Source organism: Methylobacterium brachiatum (assembly GCF_020523825.1).
GTDB lineage: Bacteria > Pseudomonadota > Alphaproteobacteria > Rhizobiales > Beijerinckiaceae > Methylobacterium > Methylobacterium brachiatum.
This window is the reverse complement of record NZ_JAJALK010000005.1, coordinates 32540-56173: the sequence shown is the minus strand read 5'-3', so window position 1 is coordinate 56173 and position 23634 is coordinate 32540. Positions and strand designations below refer to the sequence as shown.

The window sequence follows — 23634 nt, the reverse complement described above, 5'->3', positions numbered from 1 at the left end:
GCCCGCCATGGCCACCCTGATTCTGTCCACGGCCGGCGCGGCGGTGGGGACCGCTCTGGGCGGGCCGATCGGGGCCGTGGTGGGGCGCGTGCTCGGGGCGGCCGCGGGGGCGGGGCTCGACGGGATGCTGTCGGGCTCCGGGCGGCACACGCGCTTCGTCGAGGGGCCGCGGCTCGCCGACGTGGCCGGCCTGTCCTCCACGGAGGGCGACCCCATCCCGCGGGTCTACGGGCGGGCGAAGATCGGCGGCAGCCTGATCTGGGCGACGCGGGCCCGGGAGGTCGCCAACACGACGGTGGAGCGCGCGGCCTCCGCCTCCAAGGGCGCGGGCGGCCAGAAGACCGTGCGCACCCGCTACGCCTATTTCGCCAACCTGGCGGTCGGGCTGTGCGAGGGCGAGATCGCGATGGTCCGCCGGATCTGGGCGGACGGCAAGGGGATCGACCAGGTCGGGATCACTCTGCGGGTCCATACCGGCGGCCCGGACCAGGCGCCGGACCCGCTGATCGTCGCGAAAGAGGGCGCGGAAAACGCCCCGGCCTATCGCGGCCTCGCCTACGTGGTGTTCGAGAACCTGCCGCTCGCCGAGTTCGGCAACCGCGTGCCCCAGTTCGCCTTCGAGGTGGTCCGTCCGGTCAACGGCCTGTTCCACCGGATCCGCGCTGTCGACCTGATCCCGGGGGCGGGCGAGTTCGCCCTCGACCCGAACCTCGTCACCGTCGATCTCGGCCTCGGCCGGACTCAGGCGGCGAACCGGCACCAGCTCCAGTGCGCCACCGACGTCACCGCGTCCCTCGACGCCCTCCAGGCCCTGTGCCCGAACCTGCGCCGGGTCGCCGTGGTGGCGACGTGGTTCGGCACCGACCTGCGCGCCGGATCCTGCCGGGTGGTGCCGAAGGTCGAGACCCGGGCCAAGCGCACCAAGCCGGAGGCCTGGAGCGTCGCCGGGATCACCCGCGACGAGGCCGAGGTCGTCTCGACGCTGCCGGACGGCACCCCCGCCTATGGCGGGACGCCGTCGGATGCCGGGCTGACCCGGCTGGTCGCCGACCTCGCGGCCCGCGGCCTCGAGGTGCTGCTCTACCCGTTCGTGATGATGGACGTGCCGGCCAATAACGGCCTGCCCGACCCCCGCGTGCCCGGCGCGACCCAGCCGCCCTATCCTTGGCGCGGGCGCATCACCTGCGACCCGGCCCCGGGCGTTTCCGGCAGCCCGGACGGCACCGCCGCGGCGGAGACGCAGATCCAAAACTTCTTCGGGAACGGCTACCGCACGGAGGTGCTGCATTACGCCGGCCTCGCGGCGCGATGGGCGGCGCGCGGCGTGCGGATCGCCGGCTTCGTGATCGGCAGCGAGTTCGTCGGCCTTACCCGGGTGCGCGGCGCCGCCGGCTACCCGGCCGTGCAGGCGTTCAGAAGCCTCGCCGCGGAGCTGCGGTCCCGCTTGGGCGCCGGCGTGACGCTCGTCTACGGGGCGGACTGGACCGAGTACGGCGCCCATGTCCGCGACGATGGCGCCACGATCCGGTTCCCCCTGGACGACCTGTTCGCCGACCCGAATATCGGCGCGGTCGGGATCGACTGGTATCCGCCCCTCTCCGACTGGCGCGACGCGCCGGACCACGCCGACCTTGCGGTCTCGGGCGACATCGCCGACCGCACCTACCTGAAGGCCCGGGTCGCCTCCGGCGAGGCCTACGACTGGTACTATGCCGACGCGGCCGGGCGGGCGGCGCAGGCGCGTCTGCCGATCCAGGACGGCGCCTACGGCAAGCCCTGGGTCTTCCGGCCCAAGGACCTGATCGGCTGGTGGTCGAACCCGCATGTCGAGCGCGACGGCGGCGCCGAGACCCGGGCCACCGCCTGGGTCCCGAAGGCCAAGCCGATCTGGCTCACCGAGGTCGGGGTGCCGGCAGTGGACAAGGGCACGAACGGCCCGAACGTGTTCCCCGATCCGAAATCCGCCGAGGGCGCCTACCCGCCGCATTCCCGGGCCCTGCGCGACGAGCTGATCCAGCTGCGGGGCGTCGAGGCCGTGATCGCCCGGTTCGATCCGGCCGCGGCGGGGTTTTCGGATTCCGACAACCCGGTCTCGCCGGTCTATGGCGGCCGGATGGTCGATCCGGGATCGATCTTCGTCTGGTCCTGGGACGCGCGGCCCTATCCGGCCTTCCCGGCCGTCCAGGCGGTCTGGGCCGACACCGCCAACTGGCGGGTCGGTCACTGGATCACGGGGCGGATCGAGGGCTGCGACCTCGACCTGCTGGTCCTGAGGATCCTGGCCGATTTCGGCTTCGACGCGCCGGTCGCCGTGGAGGCCGCCGCCTTCCTCGATGGCTACGTCGTCGACCGGCCGCTTTCCGCGCGCGCCGCCCTGGAGACCCTGGCGCAGGTCTACGGCCTCGACGTCTCGGCGGTGGCCGGCGCCCTGCATCTGCGCGGGCCCCGCCGCGACCGGCCGGTGGTGCTGGCGGACGCCGATCTGGTCCGGCTGTCGGAGGAAAAACCGGTCCTGCGCCAGGTCCGGGCCGAGGAGAGCGCCCTGCCGCGCTCAATCGAGCTCGGTCTGACCGAATCCGAGAGCCCGGATTACCGCCGCGCCGCGGTCGCCGCGATCCGGCCCGTGGGCGAGCGGCGGCGTGAGACCCGGATCGAGGCGGCGATCGTCACCCGCCGGGAGACCGGCGACGGCCTCGCCGAGGCGATGCTCGACCGGGTCATCGCCGCCCGGGACAGCGCGGTCTTCACCCTGAGCCCGCGCCGCGTTGAGCTGGAGCCGGGCGACCTGCTGGCGGTGCCGGCCGAGGTGCCGGGCGGGACGGTATTGCGCAGGATCGACCGGATCGACGACGCCCCCACCGGGCGCCGGATCGAGGCGAGCGGCGTGCCGCCCCGGGGCGGCCCCGCGCGCGGCCTGCCCCGCAGCACGGCCCTGCCAATTGGGGCGACGCCGGCTTTCCCGGGGCCGCCCTTCGCCGTGGTGCTCGACCTGCCGGTGGAGCGCGGCAGCCCGACGGTGCTGCAATACCTCGCGGTGGCGGCCGAGCCCTGGCCCGGGGCGGCGGCCGTCTGGCGGGCGGAAGGCACAGGCCCGCTCGCGCTTCACGGCCTCGTCGACTACCCGGCCTGCCTCGGCCGGACCCTCACGGAGCTGCCGGCCGGGCCGCTCTGGCGGCTGCAGCGGGGCGTGCCGCTCGACGTCACCCTGCGCCGGGGCGGAGCGCTCGGCTCCATCGGCGAGGCCGCGATGCTCGCGGGCGGCAACCTGTTCGCGCTGATCGGGCCGGACGGCGCCGCGGAGCTGTTCTCTGCCGCCAGCGCGGTGCTGACCGGCCCCGACACCTACCGGCTCTCGGGCTTTCTGCGCGGCCTCGCCGGCAGCGAGGCCCGGGCCGGCCGGGCGACCCCGGCGGGCAGCCTGATCGTGCGGCTCGACGACGGCGCATTGGTGCCCCTGGTGGAGCGCCTGGACGAGGTCGGCCGGGGCTTCCGCTACCGGGTCGGCCCGGCCGACCGGGACCCGGGCGATCCGGCCTATTCGGAGTTGTCCGCTACGGCCGGGCTCGCGGCTTTGCGTCCCCTGCGGCCGGTCCATCTGCGGGCGCGCCGGGACGCGTCCGGCCTGCGCCTCTCCTGGATCCGCCGGGCCCGCCGGGACGGCGACACCTGGGAGCCCGCCGAGATTCCCCTCGCCGAGCCGGAGGTCTACGCGATCACGGTCTATTCCGGTGCCGGCACGCCCCTGCGCACGATCCGGGCCGAGGCGCAGCAGGTCCTCTACGCCGACGAGGCGGCCGATTTCGGCAGCCCCCAGACCAGCCTCGACGTGGCCGTGGCGCAGATCGGCGCCGTGGCCGGACCCGGCCCGGCCACCCGCGCGCGAATCCCGATCCGAACCGCCTGATCCCTTCTCGCATCAAAGCCCTCACCGTCATTGCGAGCGCAGCGAAGCAACCCAGGGCAGCGCGCGATCCCGGACCGTGGCGCGTGCCTGGGTCGCTTCGCTGCGCTCGCGATGACGGCAAAGCACATCCGGCCGGGCGATCCGATCGGACACCGCAAGCCTTCCGGAGCCCCCCATGACCGACGCCACGCCCCGCCTCGGCCTGCCGCTGATCGCGGCGAGCCAGGCCCAGAAGCACGTCACCCACAACGAGGCGCTCGGCCTCCTCGACGCCCTGGTCCAGCTCGCCTGCCTGGACAAGGACCTCACCGCGCCGCCCCAGAACCCCGCCGACGGCGACCGCTACCTCGTGGTCGCGTCGAATCCGGGGGGCGCCTGGGCCGGGCTCGCCGGCCAGGTGGTGCGCTACGCCGACGGGGTCTGGATCGGCGCCGTGCCCCGGGCCGGCTGGTTCGCCTACCTGATCGACGAGGCCGACCTCTACGTGTTCGACGGAACCACCTGGGGCAGCTTCCGCCGGACGCTCACGGCGATCCAGAGCGTCAGCCGGCTCGGCATCAACACCGGGGCGGACGCCACCAACCGCCTCGCGGTGAAGTCGGACGCGGCCCTGCTCACCTGGGACGACGCGACGCCGGGCTCCGGCGACATGCGGATGTCAGTCAACAAGCAGGCCGCGTCCCGGGATGCCGGCCTGATCCTCCAGACCGGCTACTCCGCCCGCGCCCTGCTGGGCCTCCTCGGCAGCGACGACTTCTCGCTGAAGGTCTCGCCCGACGGGGCCGCCTTCGCCACCGCGCTCACCGCCTCCGCGGCGAAGGGCGGGATCGATTTCGCCTCCACGGAGACCGTGCTGGCCTCGGCGGCGACCACCGATCTCGGCGGCACCGCCACGCGGCGCGTGCTGGTGACCGGCACGGCCCGGATCACCCGGTTCGGCACCGGCGCCGACCGGGAGCGGCTCCTGCGCTTCGCCGGCGCCGCCACCCTGGTCCACGATGCCGAGCAGCTGGCCCTGCCGACCCGGGCCGACATCGTCACGGCCGCCGACGACACCTGCCTGGCCACCTCGGACGGCGCCGGCCGCTGGCGCGTGCGCCACTACCAGCGCGCCGACGGCACCCCGCTGGCGCTCGGCACGCAAGCGCTGGCCCCGACCGGCTATGCGCGGCTCGCCAACGGCCTGATCCTGCACTGGGGGCTCGCCACGAGCACGGACGCGGACGTCTCCGTGTCGTTTGCGCCGGCCTTCCCCAGCGCCTGCCTGGGCGTCTGGACGCAGCCGATCGCCCGGGATGCCGGGACGCTCTACGCCAGCCAGGTCAGCGACGTGACCGCCACCGGCTTCACCCTCCGCAACCGCCGCACGACCGGCGGCACGGTGACCGGTGCCGGAAATGTTCAAACGTATTGGCTGGGATTGGGATCTTGAGGGGGGCGGACGCGCGTCTCGCTTTGAGCCGCCCCATCACCGCCGCTCCGGCAACGTCTGCGCTTCTGGCATGCCGAACTGCCGGATCCGCCGTTTACCGGACGGGGCTCCGGTCCCCTCTCCCGCACGGGAGAGGGACAGGGTGAGGGGCGAGGTCTTTCCGGATAGCGCGTATCCCTCACCCCACCCCTCTCCCGCACGGGAGAGGGAGCGCGTCGCGGTCGGCACAAGCCGATGTGTGAACGTCGGAAGGATGTCGGGCGAGGGGAAACGTCGCCGTCGCGATAGGCCTGTGGATCCGTCAGTCCCGCCTCACCAGTCATCCCCGGGCGCTAACGCCGCCAGCATCACCGGCTCGATCGCCGCGTAGCCGTCGGCGTTGAGGTGGATGCCGTCCTCGGTGAATTCCGGCCGGAGCGCCCCCGAACTCGTGGCGAGCGGCGCGTGATAATCGATCAGCGCCGCGGCGCTGGCGGCGCAATGGGCGCGGATCCAGCGGTTCAGGCCGTGGATGCGCGCCACGGGTCTTAGCTCCGGGCGCCACCCCCAAAAATCGCTCGGCGTCACGGTGCCGATCCAGAGCGGCAGCCCGGCCTCGAAGGCGAGCCGCGCCATGGCGGCGATGTTGTCCCGGATCGCCCCGTCCGAGACCGGGCCGCCGATCTCGGCGATGTCGTTGATCCCGCACAGGAGGTGGATGCCCCGGGCGCCGGCCGCGTCCCGCAGGAACCGGGCGCGGATCTGCCCGCTCGTCTGGCCCGGCACGCCCCGGGCGATAAAGCCCTGCCGCGCGAACGTCTCGGCCCGGGCGAGGCCCCATCCGGCGGTGATCGAATCGCCGATGAACACCAGCGGCCGGTCCTGTCCGTGTCCCACGTGTCCCCCGTCCGTGTCGCGCGGACCCTGCCCGGAGAAGACCCATGCCCGCAACCACCGGTCCGGCCCGGGGGCCGGGCGACGCCTTCGCGGCCGGGTGCCGGAGCCTCGGGCCGCGCCTGATGCGCGATCTCGGGCTCACCGATTTCCAGGCCGCGGGCCTCCTGGGCAATCTCGGCCACGAGAGCGGCGGCTTCCGAAAGCTCCAGGAGGTCGCCCCTGCGGTAGCCGGGTCCCGGGGCGGCTGGGGGCTGGCGCAATGGACCGGCCCCCGGCGGGTGGCCATGGAGGCCTGGTGCCGGGCGCATGCCTGCGATCCCGCATCCCTCGACGCGCAGTACCGCTACCTCTGTGTCGAGCTGCGCACCACCGAGGCGGCCGCGCTCGCCGCCCTGCGCCAGGCCCCGACCCTGGAGGCCGCCACCGAGACCGTGTGCCGGCTCTTCGAGCGGCCCGGGGTGATCGCGCTGGCGAGCCGGCTGGACTGGGCCCGCCGGGCGCTCGCGGCCCTGCGCACCGCCGCCGCGCCGCCCATCCCCGAATCCCGAGCCGGCCGGGTCCGCCGTGCGCGCAACACCGGAGATCGATCATGACGCAGCTCTTCCGTGCCGGGCTGGCGCTCGCTAGCGCCGCGATCCCGTTCGTCGCCTTGGTCTCCCCGGCGCTGGCCGCTGCGCCCGCGGGCACTGTGGCGATCCCCTGGGGCGACTGGCTGGTCGGCCTGCTGCAGCCGGTGTCGGCGGTGCTGGTACCGATCGCCGCCGCAGCCGTGACGGCCGGTGTCGCCCGGGTCGCGCCCTGGGCGGCCTCGCTCCTGACCCGGGAGCGCGTCGAGGCCGCGATCCGGGCCGGGGCCGAGTACGGCCAGAACGCCGTGGCCGGCGCCGCCCGGGGCCGGACCGTGAGCGTCGATCTCGGCTCCGCCGTGGTCGCGGCCGGCGCCCGGCACGTCCTGGCCACCGCGCCGGCCCATGTCGTCCGGCAGGCCGGCGGTGCGGAGGGCGTCGCGGCCCGGATCTTCCGGGCCCTGCCGCTCGACCCGCAGGCCAGCGTCGGCAACGTCCTGACCCCGGCGCTGGCGGCGCTGCGCGCGGGGGATGAGCATCGGGGCTAGCGGCCCGATCCGCCACGATTGGCGGTAAGCAGCTGAAGATCCTTGCTTTTCCCCTCCCCCTTGCGGGGAGGGGCAGGGGGGCGGATCGGGCGCAGCGGTGCCTTCTCCACGACCCCCACCTCCAGCTCCTCCCCGCAAGGGGGAGGAGAGCGCGTCGCGTCTTGCATGGAGCGAGGTGCGACCATCGTCGGCCGGGGGCAGAACACTATGACCACCGCCCGTCACCCCGCGCGCCATCCGCCGGACCCCGGCAACCGGGCGCGCACCATCCGGTTTCCGCCCTTCTGGCACGCCTATGTGGCGCGCCAGACCGAGCCGCGGCTCGCCGTCCTCGACGAGCTCGTGGACGCGCATGTCGAGCGGCGGGTGCTGCGCCGCTATCTCCGGCGCCTCAAGCACGCGATCCTGTTCGCCTTCGTCACCGCGGCGGCGGGTGCGCACTGGTTCTCGGACCAGATCGCCTGGCTCACCGAGCGCATGCCGGCCCTGCGGGCGTTCTGGACCCTGATCACGGGAGGCCCGCGATGAGCCCGCATTGGAACCGGATCCTCGACCGAGTCTGGCTGGCCCTGTCCGGGGCGGCCGCGCTCGCGATCACGCTTCAGCTGGGCGCGCAGCTCGGGGCGCGACCCTGGTCGATCGATGCCGTCCTGGCCGCGCAGGCGGCCGCGCCGGCATACCCGGACCCGCCGGAACCCGCGCCCGGATGCCGGCACGCGCGCTAGATCCGGGGCTGCCGGGGTTGCGTCACCGCCTGTGCAGCGTGGCCCGGCCGGTGGAACCCGAAAAGCCCGTCGGCCGTAGAGCCCGCACGATGCCGTCCGCGATCAAACAGCTCACGCTTCCCCGAGGCAGCCAGCCGGCCGATCGCGCCTCGTCGCGCCTACAGCTACGTATTCAGGGCGCATTCAGTGCCCTCGGCGCAAATCTTCTGGCAATGCGCTACGCCATCACTCTCGTTGCCATCAGCCTGACCGCCGCGGCCCTCGCCGCCAGCGGCCTCGGCTCCATGGCCGATGACGGGCCGGCCCCGCAGGCCGCCCCGGTGGCGGATCCGACGCCCTTGCGAATCGAGACCTGCCTGTCGCCCGCCGACATGCGCGAGGAGGTCGGCGAGCGCCGGGTGATCGCCCCGGTGGCGGCGATCCGGGCGGCCCGCACGGTGATCCCCAGGGCCGAGATCCAGCGCGCCAGCCTGTGTCGCCACGAGGACGGCCTCGTCTACATGCTGACCGCCTTGCGCCGGGACGGGCATTTCGTGCACGTGATCGTGGATGCCCGCACCGGTAAGGTCGCGGGCCAATACTGACCGGGCTTCACACCCGCAGTGGAATGGAGTGAGCCGTGCGACTGCTCGTCGTGGAGGATGACCGGGACATTAACCGTCAGGTGGTCGCGGCGCTGGAAGAGGCCGGCTACGTCGCCGACAAGGCCTATGACGGCGAGGAGGGCGGCTATCTCGGGGAGAGCGAGCCCTACGACGCGATCATCCTCGACATGGGCCTGCCCAAGGCCGACGGCGTCTCGGTTCTGCAGAAGTGGCGCCGGGCCGGGGTGAAGACCCCCGTGATCATCCTGACCGCCCGGGACCGCTGGTCCGACAAGGTCGACGGCTTCGATGCCGGCGCCGACGATTACGTGACCAAGCCGTTCCACATGGAGGAGCTGATGGCCCGGGTCCGGGCGCTCCTGCGCCGGGCGGCCGGCCACGCCTCCAGCCAGATCGCCTGCGGCCCCGTCACCCTCGACACCCGCTCCGGCAAGGTCTTCGTCGACGGCGCCCAGGTGAAGCTCACCAGCCACGAATACCGGCTGCTCTCCTACCTGATGCACCATACCGGCCGGGTGGTCTCCCGGGCCGAGCTGACCGAGCACCTCTACGACCAGGATTTCGACCGGGATTCGAACACCATCGAGGTGTTCGTCGGCCGCCTGCGCAAGAAGCTCGCCGTGGACCTGATCCAGACCGTGCGCGGGCTGGGCTACCTCGTGGATCCGAACCAGCCTCCGGCGCGGGTGTGACGAGCTTGGCCACCGGTGGCACGCTGCCGGCCGTGTTCATGCGCGGCGGCACCAGCAAGGCGCTGATGCTGCGCCGGCAGGACGTGCCCGGGGCCATCGCCGCCTGGGAGCCCGCCTTCCTCTCCGCCATGGACAGCCCCGACCCGTTCGGGCGCCAGCTCAACGGCATGGGCGGGGGTGTCTCCTCGGTCTCGAAGATCTGCATCGTCGAGCCCTCGACCCGGCCGGATGCCGACATCGACTACACCTTCGTGCAGGTCGTGGTCCGCGAGGGGCGGATCGACCTGTCGGGCAATTGCGGCAACATGCTCTCGGCGGTGGGGCCCTTCGCGGTGGACGAGGGGCTCGTGGAGGTCGCCGACGGCCCGGTGTGCTTGCGGATCTTCAACACCAATACGCGCAAGCGCATCGAGGCCGGCTTCGAGGTCCGGGGCGGCCGCGCCGTCTATCGCGGCGACCTGGCGATCCCCGGCGTCACCGGCACCGGCGCGCCGATCCGCCTCGATTTCGTCGATCCGGGCGGCGCCACCACCGGAAGGCTGCTGCCCACCGGCGCCGTCCGGCAGATCCTCGACGTGCCGGGGCTCGGCCCGATCGAGGCCTCGCTGGTGGATGCGGCCAATGCCTGCGTGTTCGTCCGCGCCACCGATCTCGGCCTGACCGGCACCGAATTGCCCGCCGCCCTGGAGGCGGTGCCCGGCCTCCTCGACAGGCTGGCGCGGATCCGCCTGGCCGCCTCCGTGGCGATGGGCATCGCCCCCGATCCCGACGCCGCCGCGCGGATCATACACGTCCCCTTCGTCGGCCTGGTCGCGCCGCCCCAGGATTCCTCCAGCCTGTCCGGTGCTGCGATCCGCGCCCCGGACGTCGACCTCACCGCCCGGGTGATCTCGAACGGCGTGCCGCACCAGGCCCTGCCGCTCACCGCCACCCTGTGCCTCGCGGTCGCCGCACGGATCGCGGGCAGCCTGGTCCACGAGGCCGCCCGCGCCACCGGCGACGCGGCGCTCCGGGTCGGCATGCCCTCGGGCATCCTCACCGCCGACGCCACCGTGGCGCGGGACGGCACGGGATGGCGGGCGGAGCGCGGCTCGTTCTTCCGCACCGCGCGGCCGCTGATGCGGGGCGCGGTGTACTATGATGCGGTGACACCGGGGTGAGTGCGGTTGTCCCGGTATCGCCGAAGAGTTACATCGCTCAGGGCTTCGCGCCACGGATTTGCCACCGCCATGACTTCCGCCGAAAGACCCGATCCGGCGCCGCGGACACGCTGGTCCCGCTACAGGGTCGGCCTGGATGCCCTCGCTTCGTTCTGGCCCGTCGCATCGGAACCGATCCGGTATCCGCACCGGGACGAAACTGAGGCTCTGCGGGGTGATTTTCGCCGCATCGGCGATGATCTGCGTGGCGTGATCGAGCGTGAGGCGGCGCGTGAGCCGATCAAGCAGGACTAGGACACCCGCGCGCCAGCCAGCTCCCACAGACCAGGGCACACTTACGAATCGAGGTGAGGTGCCGGTCGAGGTCGGACGCAGCAGTTTCTGGCAAGGACCCTTGCCGCCGCCTGCCGTGCTCGAAGGATTTGCCCGGTTGGTCCCTGATTCACCCGAGCGCATCTTTCGGCAATGGGAGTTGGAGGCCGATCACCGTCGGACCTACGAGCGGCAAGCTCTAGAGGCTGCCATTCGGCAGGACGTGCGCGGCCAGATCAGTGCGCTCCTATTTGCGCTCGCTGCTCTATCGGTTGCCGCCTTTGCACTCTGGCTTGGCCAGCCCTGGGTCGCAGGAACGATCGGGGGCGGCACGATCGCTTCCGTGGTCGGAGCATTTCTCTACCAGCGCGTCGCGGCTAAGGCGAAATCGCATCCCCAGTCCCCAGGCGGCCGATGAAAACCCTGATCGGTCTCTTCTCCCTGCGCCGCCGCTCGATCGCGGTGCGGCTGGCCGTGTCGGCGTTCCTGTCGAGCTCGGCGATCCTGCTGATCGCGGCCTGGATCCTCACGACGCTGTACCGGGAGAACACCGAGCGCGCCTTCGACAGCCGGCTCCTGGTCTTCACCAACAACCTCGCCACCGACCTCGTCTCGCCCAACGATCCCGAGAGCCGGACCTTCTCGCTGGGCGATCCGCGCTTCGATCTGCCCCTGTCCGGCTGGTACTGGCAGGTCGGCAAGCCCGACGCGAAGCCCCGGGACCTGCGCACCTCCCGCTCGCTGGTCGGCGTGCCGCTGGGGCCGGCCACCGATTCCGACGGCAAGGTCGGGGTCGGACAGATCCGGCAGGGCTACGGCAAGGCCCAGGACGGGCGGCTGCTGCGCATCATGGAGCGCGACGTCGATCTGGGTGAGGAGGGCCGCTACACCGTCCGGGTGGCCGGCCCCGCCGACGAGATCGTCAACGACGTCGACCGGTTCCGGAACTCGCTGACCATCACGTTCGGGCTGCTCGGCCTGTCGCTGGCGATCACCACCCTGCTGCAGATCCGGTTCGGCCTGGCGCCCCTGAAGAAGATGCGCGCCGCGCTCGGTGCCGTGCGCCGCGGCGAGGCCGACCGCATCACCGGCACCTATCCGCGCGACATCGCCCCGCTCACCGGCGAGGTGAACCTCCTGATCGAGACCAACCGGGAGATCCTGGAGCGCGCCCGCACCCAGGTCGGCAACCTCGCCCACGCGCTCAAGACGCCGCTCTCGATCATCGTCAACGAGGTCGGCGCCTCGGACGCCCCGGAGGAGCTCGCCCAGAAGATCCGCGAGCAGGCGGCGGTGATGCGCGACCAGGTGAATTACCACCTCGACCGCGCCCGCGCGGCCGCGCTCGCGGGGACGCTGGGCACCTCCACAGAGGTCGAGCCGGCCCTGGCCGGTCTCGTCCGGACCTTCGGCAAGATCTACCGGGACAAGGATATCGCCTACGATGTCCACGTTCCTCCGGGCCTGCGCTTCCGGGGCGAGCGCCAGGATTTCGAAGAGATGGTCGGCAACCTCGTCGACAACGCCTCGAAATGGGCCCACGGCCGGGTGGCGATCCGGGCCGAGGCGGTGGCCAAGCACGATTATCCCCACCTCGTCGTGGCCATCGAGGATGACGGCCCGGGCCTGCCCCCGGAGGCCCGCCAGGCCGTGCTCGGCCGCGGCCGGCGCCTGGATGAATCGAAGCCCGGCTCGGGCCTCGGCCTGTCCATCGTGGCCGATCTCGCTGCCCTCTACCGGGGCCGCTTCACCCTGGAACAGGCGAGCCTCGGCGGCCTGCGGGCGGTCCTCGAAGTGCCGGGCGATGCGCCGGTGGGCGCCGCCAGCCACTGATCGAAGGCGGGTTTTCCCGCCGCGGGACGCGGCTTCATGGTCCGGTTGCGCCCCTTGTCATCGCCCGGGAGTTGCGTGACACCGTGCCGCCGCCGGGGGCCGTCGTGGCATCTCGCGGCCGGCTCCACATGGCGTGGTGACATGCGGGTCGGTCGGGCCCGCTGGCGAAGGTTCGATGACGGCGATCTGGTTCATCCTGGCGGGCATGACCGCGGCGACCGTGCTCGGCCTGCTCTGGCCGATGTCGCGACGCACGGCCGTTCCCGCCGGCGAAAGCGGCGCCTCCAGCGTCGATACCGAGACGGCGTTCTACGAGGACCAGATCGCCGAGATCGCGCGCGATCTGGAGCGCGGCCTCATCGCCCCAGACGAGGCCGAGACCGCCCGCGCCGAGGCGGCCCGCCGCCTGCTGCGGGCGAGCCGCGACGCCCGGCGCGACGCGGAGGATGCCGATGCCGACGAGGCCGCGCGCCCGGCCGAGCCGCGCCTGCGCCGGCGCCGGGCGGCCTCCGCCTTCGCGCTGTCCACGATCCCGCTGGTCGCGCTGATCGCCTACGGCCTCTACGGCTCGCCGGAGCTGCCGGCGCAGACCGATGCCGACCGGCAGGCTGCCCGGGGCGGCACCGAGGACCTGATGAAGGCGGTCGGGCAGATCGAGGCGCGCCTCGCCCGCGACCCGAACGATGCCCGCGGCTGGGCCGTGCTCGCCCCGGTCTATATGCGCACCGGCCGGTTCGACGACGCGGCCCGCGCCTTCGCCAACATCGCCCGCCTGAAGGGCGAGAGCGCCGACACCCTGGCCGATTGGGGCGAGGCCCTGACGGCGGCAGGCGAAGGCACCGTCTCGCCCGAGGCCAAGGCCCTGTTCGAGAAGGCGCAGGCCAAGGAGCAGAACGCACCCAAACCCCGCTTCTATCTCGCGCGCGCCGCCGAGCAGGCCGGCGATACCGGCGAGGCGATCCGCCAGCTCAGCGCCCTGGAGGCCGCGAGCCCCGCCGACGCGCCCTGGCTCGGGCTGGTCCGGCAGAACCTCGCCCGGCTCAAGGGCGAGCCGGCGCCGGCCGCTATGCCTCCGACGCCCCAGAAACTTCCGGCCGAGCAGCAGGCGGCGATCCGCGGCATGGTCGACGGGCTCGATGCCCGGCTCAAGACCGGGGGCGGCACGCCGGACGAATGGCTGCGGCTCACCCGCTCCCGGGCGGTGCTCGGCGAGCGCGACCAGGCGATCGATGCCCTGGCGCGCGCCCGGGTGGCGCTGGCCGGCGACCCGCAGGGGCTCGCCCAGGTCGAGGCCGGCGCCCGCATCCTCGGGCTCGATCCGGGTGCTCCGGCCCAACCGGCGGCCCCCGGGCCCATGGCGGGTCCCGCGCCCCGCTCCGATACCGAATCGGCCGCCGCGGCCATGCAGGCGATGTCGCCGGCCGAGCGCGACGTGGCGATCCGCGGCATGGTCGACGGCCTCGACCGGCGTCTCACGGCCCGGGGCGGCACGCCGGACGAGTGGCTGCGGCTCGTGCGCTCCTACAGCGCACTCGGCGAGCGCGACCAGGCGATCAAGGCCCTCGACCGCGCCCGGATGGCGCTGGCGACCAACGCCGAGGCGGTGAGCCGGCTCGACGGCCTCGCCCGGGAGCTCGATCTGGCCCCGAGATCCAATCCCTAACCGTCGCGGCCGCTGTTCGTACGACAATCGGTCCTGCCCGACGCCCTTGACCGGCGCGGCTGCCGGGCCGACACCCTGCAAGGCTAGAATGAGAACGGTTTAGGTCTGTTCGGGCCCAAGCCCGTCGGATCCCGGGGTGGAAGAGTCGTGACGCGTAAGAGCCGCCGCCTGATCCTGATCGCCGCCTGCGGCAGCGTCCTGGCGCTCGCCGTGGGGCTGATCCTGTTCGCCATGAGCGGCTCGATCGTGTTCTTCCGCTCGCCCACCGATATCGCCCAGCAGGGCATCGCCCCCGGCACCCGGATGCGCCTCGGCGGCCTGGTGAAGGACGGCTCGCTCCGGCGCGGGCCCGACCAGACGGTGGATTTCGCCGTCACCGACACCAACGCCACGGTCGAGGTCCAGTACAAGGGCCTGCTGCCCGACCTGTTCCGCGAGGGCCAGGGCGTCGTGGCCGAGGGCATGCTGGAGCCGGGCGGCCGGTTCCGGGCCGACACCGTGCTGGCCAAGCACGACGAATCGTACATGCCCCGCGAGGTCGCCGACGCCCTGAAGGCGCAGGGGCGCTGGCAGGAGGGGGGCGACAAGGGCGCGCCTAAGGCCGGGCCGAAGCCCGTCACCGCCTCCAACGGCGGGACCCTCGGCCCCCGCAGCGAGCGGTAAGGAATCCGGCATGATCGTCGAGACCGGCCATTTCGCGCTCGCGCTCGCGCTGGCGATCTCCCTCGTCCAGATGGTGATGCCGGTCTGGGCGGCGCGCTCGGGCGACCCGGCCCTGCGCCAGGCCGCCTCGCAGGCGGCGCTCGGCGCCTTCGCCTGCGTGCTGTTCGCCTTCGCGGCGCTCACCTGGGCGCACGTCACCTCGGACTTCTCGGTCCAGAACGTCGTCGAGAACTCGCACACCCAGAAGCCGCTGATCTACAAGGTCTCCGGCGTGTGGGGGAACCATGAGGGCTCGATGCTCCTCTGGGTCCTGATCCTGACCCTGTTCGGCGCCTGCGTGGCGGTGGCCCGGAACTCCGTGCCGCCGCGTCTGCGGGCCAACACGCTCGGCGTGCAGGGCCTGATCACCTTCGTGTTCGTGCTGTTCATCATCACGACCTCGAACCCGTTCAGCCGCGTGGTCCCGGCCCCGCTGGAGGGCAACGACCTCAACCCGCTGCTGCAGGACGTCGGGTTGGCGATCCATCCGCCGCTCCTCTACGTCGGCTATGTCGGCTTCTCGATCAGCTTCGCCTTCGCGGTCGCCGCCCTGATCGACGGGCGGATCGACGCGGTCTGGGCGCGGGCCGTGCGGCCCTGGACGCTGGTCGCCTGGTCGTTCCTGACCCTCGGCATCGCGATGGGCTCGTACTGGGCCTATTACGAGCTCGGCTGGGGCGGCTGGTGGTTCTGGGATCCGGTGGAGAACGCCTCCCTGATGCCCTGGATCGCCGGCACGGCTCTGCTGCACTCCACCGTAGTGATGGAGAAGCGCGACGCCCTGAAGGTGTGGACGGTGCTGCTCGCCATCCTGACCTTCTCCCTGTCGCTGATCGGCACCTTCCTGGTCCGCTCCGGGGTGATCACCTCGGTGCATTCCTTCGCCACCGACCCGACCCGCGGCGTCTTCATCCTGGCGATCCTGATCCTGTTCATCGGCGGCTCGCTGACCCTGTTCGCGTGGCGGGCGCCGCTGCTGCGGCAGGGCGGCCTGTTCGCGCCGATCTCCCGGGAGGGCTCCCTCGTCCTCAACAACCTGTTCCTCGTGGCCGCCTGCGCCACGGTGCTGGTGGGCACGCTCTATCCGCTGCTGCTGGAGATGCTGACCGGCGAGAAGATCACGGTCGGCCCGCCCTTCTTCAACGCGACCTTCATCCCCCTGGCGATCCCGCTTCTGCTGATCGTCCCGTTCGGCCAGGCGCTCGCCTGGAAGCGGGGCGACGTGCTGGCCGCCTCGCAGCGCCTGTTCGCGGCGCTCGCCGTCGCCCTGGTGGTCGGCTTCGCGGTCCTGGCCCTGACATGGGGCGGGCCCGTGATGGCGCCGCTCGGGATCGGGCTCGGCGCCTACCTGCTGATCGGCTCGGCCCTGGAGATCGTCTCCCGGGCCCGGGGCTTCGGCTCCAGCCGGACGCGCGACCTCGGTCAGATCGGGCGCCGGGCCATCGGCCTGCCGCGCTCGGCCTGGGGCACCGCGCTCGCCCATGCCGGCGTCGGCGTGGTGGTGATCGGCATCGCCGCGCAGGGCTGGGCCACCGAGGGGCTGGCGACGCTCAAGCCCGGCCAGACCCTCTCGACCGGTCCCTACACGGCGACCCTCGACCGGGTCGCCCCCCGGGCCGGCCCGAACTACGAGGAGGCCGCGGCCTTCCTGACAATCCGCACCCGCTCCGGCGACGAGGTCGGCCGGGTCGAGACCGGCAAGCGGTTCTACCCGAGCCGCAAGATGTCGGTGACCGAGTCGGGCCTGCTGACCATCGGGGCGAGCCAGGTCTATGCCAGCCTCGGCGAGATCGGCCAGGACGGCGGCGTCGGCGTGCGCCTCTACTACAAGCCGCTGGTGCTGATGATCTGGCTCGGCGCCGTGGTCATGGCGCTGGGTGGCGGGCTGTCGCTCACCGACCGCCGGATGCGCGTCGGCGTCCCGGCCAAGGCGCGGGCGCGGGCCATGCCCGGCGCGGCCGCGGTGCCGGCCGAGTGATGGCGCGGGGGCTCGCAACAGGCGCGGACGCCGCCGACGCTCGCCCTGCCTGCTCTATGGGCTACGGGATTCTCGTGTCTCCGGTCGAGGCGCGGGTTCCCTCTCCCGTGCGGGAGAGGGGCAGGGTGAGGGATGCGACCTCTCCGGAGAGACTTGGTCCCTCACCCCAACCCTCTCCCGCACGGGAGAGGGGGGCCGTCGCGTTCTTTGTCAGCCGATCTGCGAGTCCCGCAAAGGAGGGCAGGAAAGCAGCGCGTGGCCGCCTCACCCTTACGCTCCTCGCCGCCCTCGCATTCGCCGCCCCGGCCCAGGCCGTCCAGCCCGACGAGGTGCTGAAGGATCCGGTGCTCGAGCATCGCGCCCGGGAGATCTCGTCGGAGCTGCGCTGCCTCGTCTGCCAGAACCAGTCGATCGACGATTCCGACGCGCCGCTCGCCAAGGACCTGCGCCTGATCGTCCGCGAGCGCCTGCAGAAGGGTGACAGCGATCCGGCGGTGCTGCGCTACGTCGTGGACCGCTACGGCGAGTTCGTGCTGCTGCGGCCGGTCTTCGCCCTCCACACCCTGCTGCTGTGGCTGACCCCGATCCTGGCCGTGCTGCTCGGCGGGTTCGGGATCTGGCGCCTCGCCCGCCGGCGGCCGGCCGCGCCAGTCCGGACCCTGTCGGCGGCCGAGGAGGCGGAGGTCGCCGCGCTGCTGCGACGGGAGTAATATTCGGCGCGTCGCGATTCGCCCGGATCGAATCGGCATGAGTCTTGGATCCGGCAGAACTGATCGCATGATCGGCGACGCGCCCGGGGTGAAGACGATGACCGCCGCCACGCTCACCATCTCCAGCCGGAACTACTCGTCCTGGTCCCTGCGGGGCTGGCTGATCTGCCGGATGGCCGGGCTCGCCTTCGACACCGAGGTCCTGTCGGGCACGGATGCCACCAGCCGGGCCGAGCTGCTGCACCTGTCCCCGTCCTTCCTGGTGCCGCGCCTGCGCAACGGCGACGTGGTGGTCTGGGACACCCTCGCCATCGCCGAGTATCTCGGCGAGACCTTCCCGGAGGCGGGCCTGCTGCCCCGCGATATTGCCGAGCGCGCCCATTGCCGCTCCATCGCGGGCGAGATGCATTCGGGCTTCGTCAACCTGCGCTCGGCCCTGCCGATGAACCTGCGCGCCTTCCACCCGGGTTTCCGGGTGTTCAACGGCGCCCGGGCCGATATCGAGCGTATCGTCACGATCTTCGACGATTGCCTGGACCGCTATGACGGCCCGTTCCTGTTCGGTCCGCGCCCGACGCTGGCCGACGCGCTCTATGCCCCGGTCTGCACCCGGTTCCGGACCTACGACGTGGCGCTGCCGCCCCGGTCCGCCGCCTACCGGGACACGATCCTGCACTGGGCGCCCATGGTCGAATGGGCCGAGGCCGCCGCCGACGAGCCGGACGAGATCGAAGAGCTGGACATGGAGTTCTGAGGCGCCGTCTGCCCGCGCGGATGCAATTTCGTGCATGGCACAAAGCGATGTTGCGGCGCACGCAAGATTTTTCGACCGCCGCCGTGCATCGGAAACGAACGCTTTAAGAAAGACTTATCGCGGTTTGTCACCGCGACCATCGTGCGGGTGACAGTTCGACAGGGATCCTTTGTCGGGCCACCGGACTGCACGATTGATGGGGTTCGGCATTTCTGTTCCACTTCGCTTTAGAAAAGGAACAGACTGGGCTGGAAACCATGGCGCGTCACGAGCCCTGGAGCGCGGAACGCGCCTCCGGGATCATTGCAGAACATACCCATCTCGAAGGCGCGACGCTGCCGATCCTGCACGCGCTGCAGGCGACCTTCGGCTACGTCGATGGCGGCGCCGTGCCGCTCATCGCCGACGCGCTGAACCTGTCGCGCGCCGAGGTGCATGGCTGCATCACCTTCTACCATGACTTCCGCGCCCACCCGGCCGGCCGCCACGAGGTGAAGCTGTGCCGGGCCGAGGCCTGCCAGGCCATGGGTTCGGACAAGATCCACCGCGAGATCCTCGGCCGCCTCGGCTGCGACTGGCACGAGACCACTGCCGACGGCAGCGCCACGGTCGAGCCGGTCTACTGCCTCGGCCTCTGCGCCAACGGCCCCGCGGCCCTCATCGACGGCGAGCCGGTCGCCCATCTGACCGCAGATTCCCTCGACGAGGCGCTGGCCGAAACCAAGCGGGAGACCCGCCAGTGAGCGTCACCCTCTACGTCCCCCGGGATGCCGTGGCTCTGGGCCTCGGCGCCAACAAGGTCGCCCGGGCCCTGTTCGCCGGCGCCGAGCGCCGCGGCCTAGACGTGACCATCGTGCGCACCGGCTCGCGCGGCCTGTTCTGGCTCGAGCCGATGGTGGAGGTCGGCACGCCGGAAGGCCGGGTCGCCTACGGTCCGGTCAAGGTCTCGGATGTCGACGCGCTGCTCGATGCCAGCCTGACCACCGGCGGCGAGCATGCCCTGCGCCTCGGCGATCCGGAGAAAATACCGTTCCTGGCCCGCCAGCAGCGCCTGACCTTCCACCGCTGCGGCGTGGTCGATCCGGTCTCGGTGGCCGATTACCGCGCCCATGGCGGCTATCGCGGGCTCGAGGCCGCGCTGAAGCTCGATGCCGAGGGCATCGTCGCGGCGGTGCGCGATTCCGGGCTGCGCGGCCGCGGCGGCGCCGGCTTCCCGGCCGGCATCAAGTGGAACACCGTGATGCTGGCCAAGGGCGAGCAGAAATACGTCGTCTGCAATGCCGACGAGGGCGATTCCGGCACCTTCGCCGACCGGATGATGATGGAGGGTGACCCCTTCAACCTCATTGAGGGCATGACCATCGCGGCCGTCGCGACCGGTGCGACCCGCGGCTACATCTACCTGCGCTCGGAATACCCGCAGGCCTTCGCCACCCTGAAGGAGGCGATCGCCAACGGCATCCAGGCGGGTGTCCTGGGCGACGACATCCTCGGCTCGGGCAAGACCTTCCACCTCGAGGTCCGGCTCGGGGCCGGCGCCTATATCTGCGGCGAGGAGACATCGCTGCTGGAGAGCCTGGAGGGCAAGCGCGGCATCGTGCGGGCCAAGCCGCCGATCCCGGCGCTCAAGGGTTTTCTGGGCAAGCCGACCCTGGTCAACAACGTCATGACCTTCACGGCGGTGCCGTGGATCCTGGAGCACGGCGCCAAGGCCTATGCCGATTACGGCATGGGCCGCTCGCTCGGCACCCTGCCGATCCAGCTCGCCGGCAACATCAAGCATGGCGGCCTGATCGAGCTCGCCTTCGGCGTGACGCTCCGCGAGGTGATCGAGGATTACGGCGGCGGCACCCGTTCGGGCCGTCCGGTGCGGGCCGTGCAGGTCGGCGGGCCGCTCGGGGCCTACTTCCCCGATCACCTGCTCGACACGCCCCTCGATTACGAGGCGATGGCGGCCCAGAAGGGCCTCGTCGGCCATGGCGGCATCGTCGTGTTCGACGACACCGTCGACATGGCCGCCCAGGCGCGCTTCGCCTTCGAGTTCTGCGCCACCGAATCCTGCGGCAAGTGCACCCCCTGCCGCATCGGCGCGACCCGTGGCGTCGAGACCATGGACAAGGTCATCGCCGGCATCCGGCCGGAGACGAACCTGAAGCTGATCGAGGACCTCTGCGAGGTCATGACCGATGGGTCGCTCTGCGCCATGGGCGGGCTCACGCCCATGCCCGTGATGAGCGCGATCACCCATTTCCCGGAAGATTTCAGGCGCGCCGGCGATCTGCCGGTCGCGGCCGAGTGAGGAGACGTCGATGGGCCTGATCAAGGAGATCGACTACGGCACGCCGATCCGCGTGGCGGAGCAGACCGTCACCCTGACGATCGACGGCATGGACGTGACGGTGCCGGCCGGCACCTCGGTGATGGCGGCGGCGATGCATGCCGGCACCCAGATCCCGAAGCTGTGCGCCACCGACTCGCTGGAGCCGTTCGGCTCCTGCCGGCTCTGCCTCGTGGAGATCGAGGGGCGGCGCGGCACGCCGGCCTCCTGCACCACGCCGGCCGAGAACGGCATGGTCGTGCGCACGCAGACCGACAAGCTCGCCAAGCTCCGCAAGGGCGTGATGGAGCTCTACATCTCCGATCACCCGCTGACCTGCCTGACCTGCGCCGCCAACGGCGATTGCGAATTGCAGGACATGGCCGGCGTCGTCGGCCTGCGCGACGTGCGCTACGGCTACGAGGGCGACAACCACGTCGTTCCGACGGCCGAGAAGTATCTGCCGAAGGACGAGTCGAACCCGTACTTCACCTACGATCCGTCGAAGTGCATCGTCTGCAACCGCTGCGTGCGCGCCTGCGAAGAGGTCCAGGGCACCTTCGCGCTGACCATCGCGGGCCGCGGCTTCGACAGCCGCGTGGCGGCCGGCCCGACCAACTTCATGGAATCGGAGTGCGTCTCTTGCGGCGCCTGCGTGCAGGCCTGCCCGACCGCGACCCTCCAGGAGAAGTCGATCCACGAATTCGGCCAGCCCGAGCATGCCGAGGTGACGACCTGCGCCTATTGCGGCGTCGGCTGCTCGTTCAAGGCCGAGATGCAGGGCACCCGCGTCGTCCGCATGGTGCCCTACAAGGGCGGCAAGGCCAACGAGGGCCATAGCTGCGTCAAGGGCCGCTTCGCCTACGGCTATGCCACCCACAAGGACCGCATCACCAAGCCGATGATCCGCGCCAAGATCACGGATCCGTGGCGCGAAGTGTCCTGGGAGGAAGCGATCAACCACGCGGCCTCCGAGTTCAAGCGGATCCAGGCGACCTACGGCAAGGACTCGGTCGGCGGCATCACCTCGTCGCGCTGCACCAACGAGGAGGCCTACCTCGTCCAGAAGCTGGTGCGCGCCGCCTTCGGCAACAACAACGTCGATACCTGCGCCCGCGTCTGCCACTCGCCCACCGGCTACGGCCTGATGTCCACGCTCGGCACCTCGGCCGGCACCCAGGACTTCAAGTCGGTCGAGAATTCCGACGTGATCCTGGTGATCGGCGCCAACCCGACCGACGGCCACCCGGTCTTCGGCTCGCGGATGAAGAAGCGCCTGCGCCAGGGCGCCAAGCTGATCGTCGCCGATCCCCGCAAGATCGACCTGGTGAAGTCGCCCCATATCAAGGCCGACTATCACCTGCCGCTGAAGCCCGGCTCCAACGTCGCCTTCATCAACTCGCTGGCGCACGTCATCGTCACCGAGGGGCTGATCGACGAGGCCTATGTCCGCGAGCGCTGCGATCTGGCCGAGTTCGAGACCTGGGCCCGGTTCATCGCCGAGGAGCGCCACTCCCCGGAGGCGCAGCAGCAATTCACCGGCCTCGACCCGGCCGAGGTCCGCGCTGCGGCCCGGCTCTACGCCACGGGCGGCGCGGCCGGCATCTATTACGGGCTGGGCGTCACCGAGCACAGCCAGGGCTCGACCATGGTGATGGGCATGGCCAACATCGCCATGGCCACCGGCAATATCGGCAAGCTCGGGGCCGGCGTGAACCCGCTGCGCGGCCAGAACAACGTCCAGGGCTCCTGCGACATGGGCTCGTTCCCGCACGAGCTCACCGGCTACCGCCACGTCTCGGACGACGCCACCCGCGAGAGCTTCGAAGCCCTCTGGGGCGCCAAGCTCGACAACGCGCCGGGCCTGCGCATCACCAACATGCTGGACGAGGCCGTCGATGGCTCGTTCAAGGGCATGTACATCCAGGGCGAGGACATCGCGCAGTCGGATCCCGACACGCACCACGTCACGTCCGGCCTGAAGGCGATGGAGTGCATCGTCATCCAGGACCTGTTCCTGAACGAGACCGCCAAATACGCCCACGTCTTCCTGCCGGGCGCCTCGTTCCTGGAGAAGGACGGCACCTTCACCAACGCCGAGCGCCGCATCTCCCGCGTGCGCAAGGTGATGCCCCCGATGGGCGGCTACGGCGACTGGGAGGGCACGGTGCTGCTCTCCAACGCGCTCGGCTACCCGATGCACTACAACCACCCGTCCGAGATCATGGACGAGATCGCCGGCCTGACCCCGAGCTTCACCGGCGTGTCCTACGCCAAGCTCGACGAGCTGGGCTCGGTGCAGTGGCCCTGCAACGAGAAGGCGCCGCTCGGTACCCCGATGATGCATGTGGACCGCTTCGTCCGCGGCAAGGGCCGGTTCATGATCACCGAGTTCGTGGCCACCGAGGAGCGGACGGGGGCGAAGTTCCCGCTGATCCTGACCACGGGCCGGATCCTGTCCCAGTACAATGTCGGCGCTCAGACCCGGCGCACCGAGAATTCGCGCTGGCACGAGGAGGACGTGCTGGAGATCCACCCGTTCGACGCCGAGCTGCGCGGCATCGTCGACGGCGATCTGGTCTCCCTCGAGAGCCGGTCCGGCGACATCGCCCTCAAAGCCAAGGTCTCGGAGCGGATGCAGCCGGGCGTGGTCTACACGACCTTCCACCACGCCAAGACCGGCGCCAACGTCATCACCACCGACTACTCGGACTGGGCGACCAACTGCCCGGAATACAAGGTGACCGCGGTGCAGGTCCGGCGGACCAACCGGCCCTCCGACTGGCAGGCGAAGTTCTACGAGGAGGATTTCTCGCTGACGCGCATCGCCCAGACACTCGACGCGGCGGAGTGAGCC

20 protein-coding genes and 1 pseudogene are annotated in these 23634 nt (G+C 71.5%); 20 read left to right on the top strand and 1 reads right to left on the bottom strand.

The genetic code is table 11. The features are described 5' to 3' along the window. Nucleotides 1-7: 7 nt before the first annotated feature. Both LGR69_RS12990 and LGR69_RS12985 read left to right on the top strand, forming a co-directional pair. The gene (locus tag LGR69_RS12990; RefSeq protein ID WP_230366270.1) at nt 8-3904 is read left to right on the top strand and encodes a baseplate multidomain protein megatron; all 3897 of its coding nucleotides are present in this window, start codon (nt 8-10) and stop codon (nt 3902-3904) included. A 175-nt stretch (nt 3905-4079) separates the two neighbouring features. After that, nucleotides 4080-5336 (top strand): DUF2793 domain-containing protein, encoded by a 1257-nt coding sequence (locus LGR69_RS12985; protein ID WP_230366269.1) that lies wholly within the window; start codon nt 4080-4082, stop codon nt 5334-5336. A gap of 312 nt (nt 5337-5648) precedes the next feature. Here the strand turns inward: LGR69_RS12985 and LGR69_RS12980 are convergent, their stop codons facing one another. Beyond that, nucleotides 5649-6212 (bottom strand): GDSL-type esterase/lipase family protein, encoded by a 564-nt coding sequence (locus tag LGR69_RS12980; RefSeq protein ID WP_230366268.1) that lies wholly within the window; start codon nt 6210-6212, stop codon nt 5649-5651. A gap of 44 nt (nt 6213-6256) precedes the next feature. On the opposite strand from LGR69_RS12980, the gene LGR69_RS12975 reads away from it, so the two are divergent. The 18 genes and pseudogenes from LGR69_RS12975 to fdhF all read left to right on the top strand — a co-directional run bounded on the left by LGR69_RS12975 (nt 6257) and on the right by fdhF (nt 23631). Further along, the gene (locus tag LGR69_RS12975; protein ID WP_230366267.1) at nt 6257-6805 is read left to right on the top strand and encodes a phage tail tip lysozyme; all 549 of its coding nucleotides are present in this window, start codon (nt 6257-6259) and stop codon (nt 6803-6805) included. Beyond that, nucleotides 6802-7326 (top strand): hypothetical protein, encoded by a 525-nt coding sequence (locus LGR69_RS12970; protein WP_230366266.1) that lies wholly within the window; start codon nt 6802-6804, stop codon nt 7324-7326. The genes LGR69_RS12975 and LGR69_RS12970 overlap by 4 nt, the downstream gene beginning before the upstream one ends. A gap of 207 nt (nt 7327-7533) precedes the next feature. Beyond that, complete coding sequence (locus tag LGR69_RS12965) at nt 7534-7854, top strand: hypothetical protein (protein ID WP_230366265.1); 321 nt, start codon at nt 7534-7536, stop codon at nt 7852-7854. Further along, entirely contained in the window at nt 7851-8051 is a 201-nt protein-coding gene (locus LGR69_RS12960) for a hypothetical protein (RefSeq protein WP_007565781.1), read from the top strand. Before LGR69_RS12965 ends, LGR69_RS12960 begins: the two co-directional genes overlap by 4 nt. A gap of 212 nt (nt 8052-8263) precedes the next feature. Then, entirely contained in the window at nt 8264-8635 is a 372-nt protein-coding gene (locus tag LGR69_RS12955) for a PepSY domain-containing protein (protein WP_007565779.1), read from the top strand. Nucleotides 8636-8670: 35 nt separating this feature from the next. Then, on the top strand, nt 8671-9348 hold the full coding sequence (locus LGR69_RS12950; RefSeq protein WP_007565778.1) for a response regulator transcription factor: 678 nt from the start codon (nt 8671-8673) through the stop codon (nt 9346-9348). Beyond that, nucleotides 9345-10508, top strand: a complete 1164-nt coding sequence (locus tag LGR69_RS12945) for a 2-methylaconitate cis-trans isomerase PrpF family protein (RefSeq protein WP_230366264.1) — start codon at nt 9345-9347, stop codon at nt 10506-10508. The genes LGR69_RS12950 and LGR69_RS12945 overlap by 4 nt, the downstream gene beginning before the upstream one ends. 69 nt (nt 10509-10577) lie before the next feature. Further along, nucleotides 10578-10802: a hypothetical protein gene (locus LGR69_RS12940; protein WP_039903449.1), complete on the top strand. Its 225-nt coding sequence runs from the start codon at nt 10578-10580 to the stop codon at nt 10800-10802. Between the two features lie 58 nt (nt 10803-10860). Continuing rightward, nucleotides 10861-11238 carry a DUF2335 domain-containing protein gene (locus tag LGR69_RS12935; protein ID WP_167369067.1) on the top strand — a complete coding sequence of 126 codons (378 nt, stop codon included), beginning with the start codon at nt 10861-10863 and terminating at the stop codon, nt 11236-11238. Next, the gene (locus LGR69_RS12930; RefSeq protein WP_007565774.1) at nt 11235-12653 is read left to right on the top strand and encodes a sensor histidine kinase; all 1419 of its coding nucleotides are present in this window, start codon (nt 11235-11237) and stop codon (nt 12651-12653) included. The genes LGR69_RS12935 and LGR69_RS12930 overlap by 4 nt, the downstream gene beginning before the upstream one ends. Nucleotides 12654-12828: 175 nt before the next feature. After that, nucleotides 12829-14316, top strand: a complete 1488-nt coding sequence (ccmI, locus tag LGR69_RS12925) for a c-type cytochrome biogenesis protein CcmI (RefSeq protein WP_091863889.1) — start codon at nt 12829-12831, stop codon at nt 14314-14316. A gap of 147 nt (nt 14317-14463) precedes the next feature. Continuing rightward, nucleotides 14464-14979 (top strand): cytochrome c maturation protein CcmE, encoded by a 516-nt coding sequence (ccmE, locus tag LGR69_RS12920; protein ID WP_050733899.1) that lies wholly within the window; start codon nt 14464-14466, stop codon nt 14977-14979. A 10-nt stretch (nt 14980-14989) separates the two neighbouring features. After that, entirely contained in the window at nt 14990-16996 is a 2007-nt protein-coding gene (locus LGR69_RS12915; RefSeq protein ID WP_230366263.1) for a heme lyase CcmF/NrfE family subunit, read from the top strand. A gap of 278 nt (nt 16997-17274) precedes the next feature. After that, a pseudogene (locus LGR69_RS12910) lies at nt 17275-17706 on the top strand (cytochrome c-type biogenesis protein); the annotation flags it as partial. 97 nt (nt 17707-17803) lie between these two features. Then, entirely contained in the window at nt 17804-18460 is a 657-nt protein-coding gene (locus LGR69_RS12905; protein WP_230366515.1) for a glutathione S-transferase family protein, read from the top strand. A gap of 257 nt (nt 18461-18717) precedes the next feature. Beyond that, nucleotides 18718-19203 (top strand): formate dehydrogenase subunit gamma, encoded by a 486-nt coding sequence (locus LGR69_RS12900; RefSeq protein WP_230366261.1) that lies wholly within the window; start codon nt 18718-18720, stop codon nt 19201-19203. After that, the gene (locus LGR69_RS12895) at nt 19200-20759 is read left to right on the top strand and encodes a formate dehydrogenase beta subunit (protein WP_230366260.1); all 1560 of its coding nucleotides are present in this window, start codon (nt 19200-19202) and stop codon (nt 20757-20759) included. Before LGR69_RS12900 ends, LGR69_RS12895 begins: the two co-directional genes overlap by 4 nt. A 10-nt stretch (nt 20760-20769) precedes the next feature. After that, nucleotides 20770-23631, top strand: coding sequence for a formate dehydrogenase subunit alpha (fdhF, locus tag LGR69_RS12890; RefSeq protein WP_007565758.1), 2862 nt, complete (start codon nt 20770-20772; stop codon nt 23629-23631). Nucleotides 23632-23634: the final 3 nt, after the last annotated feature.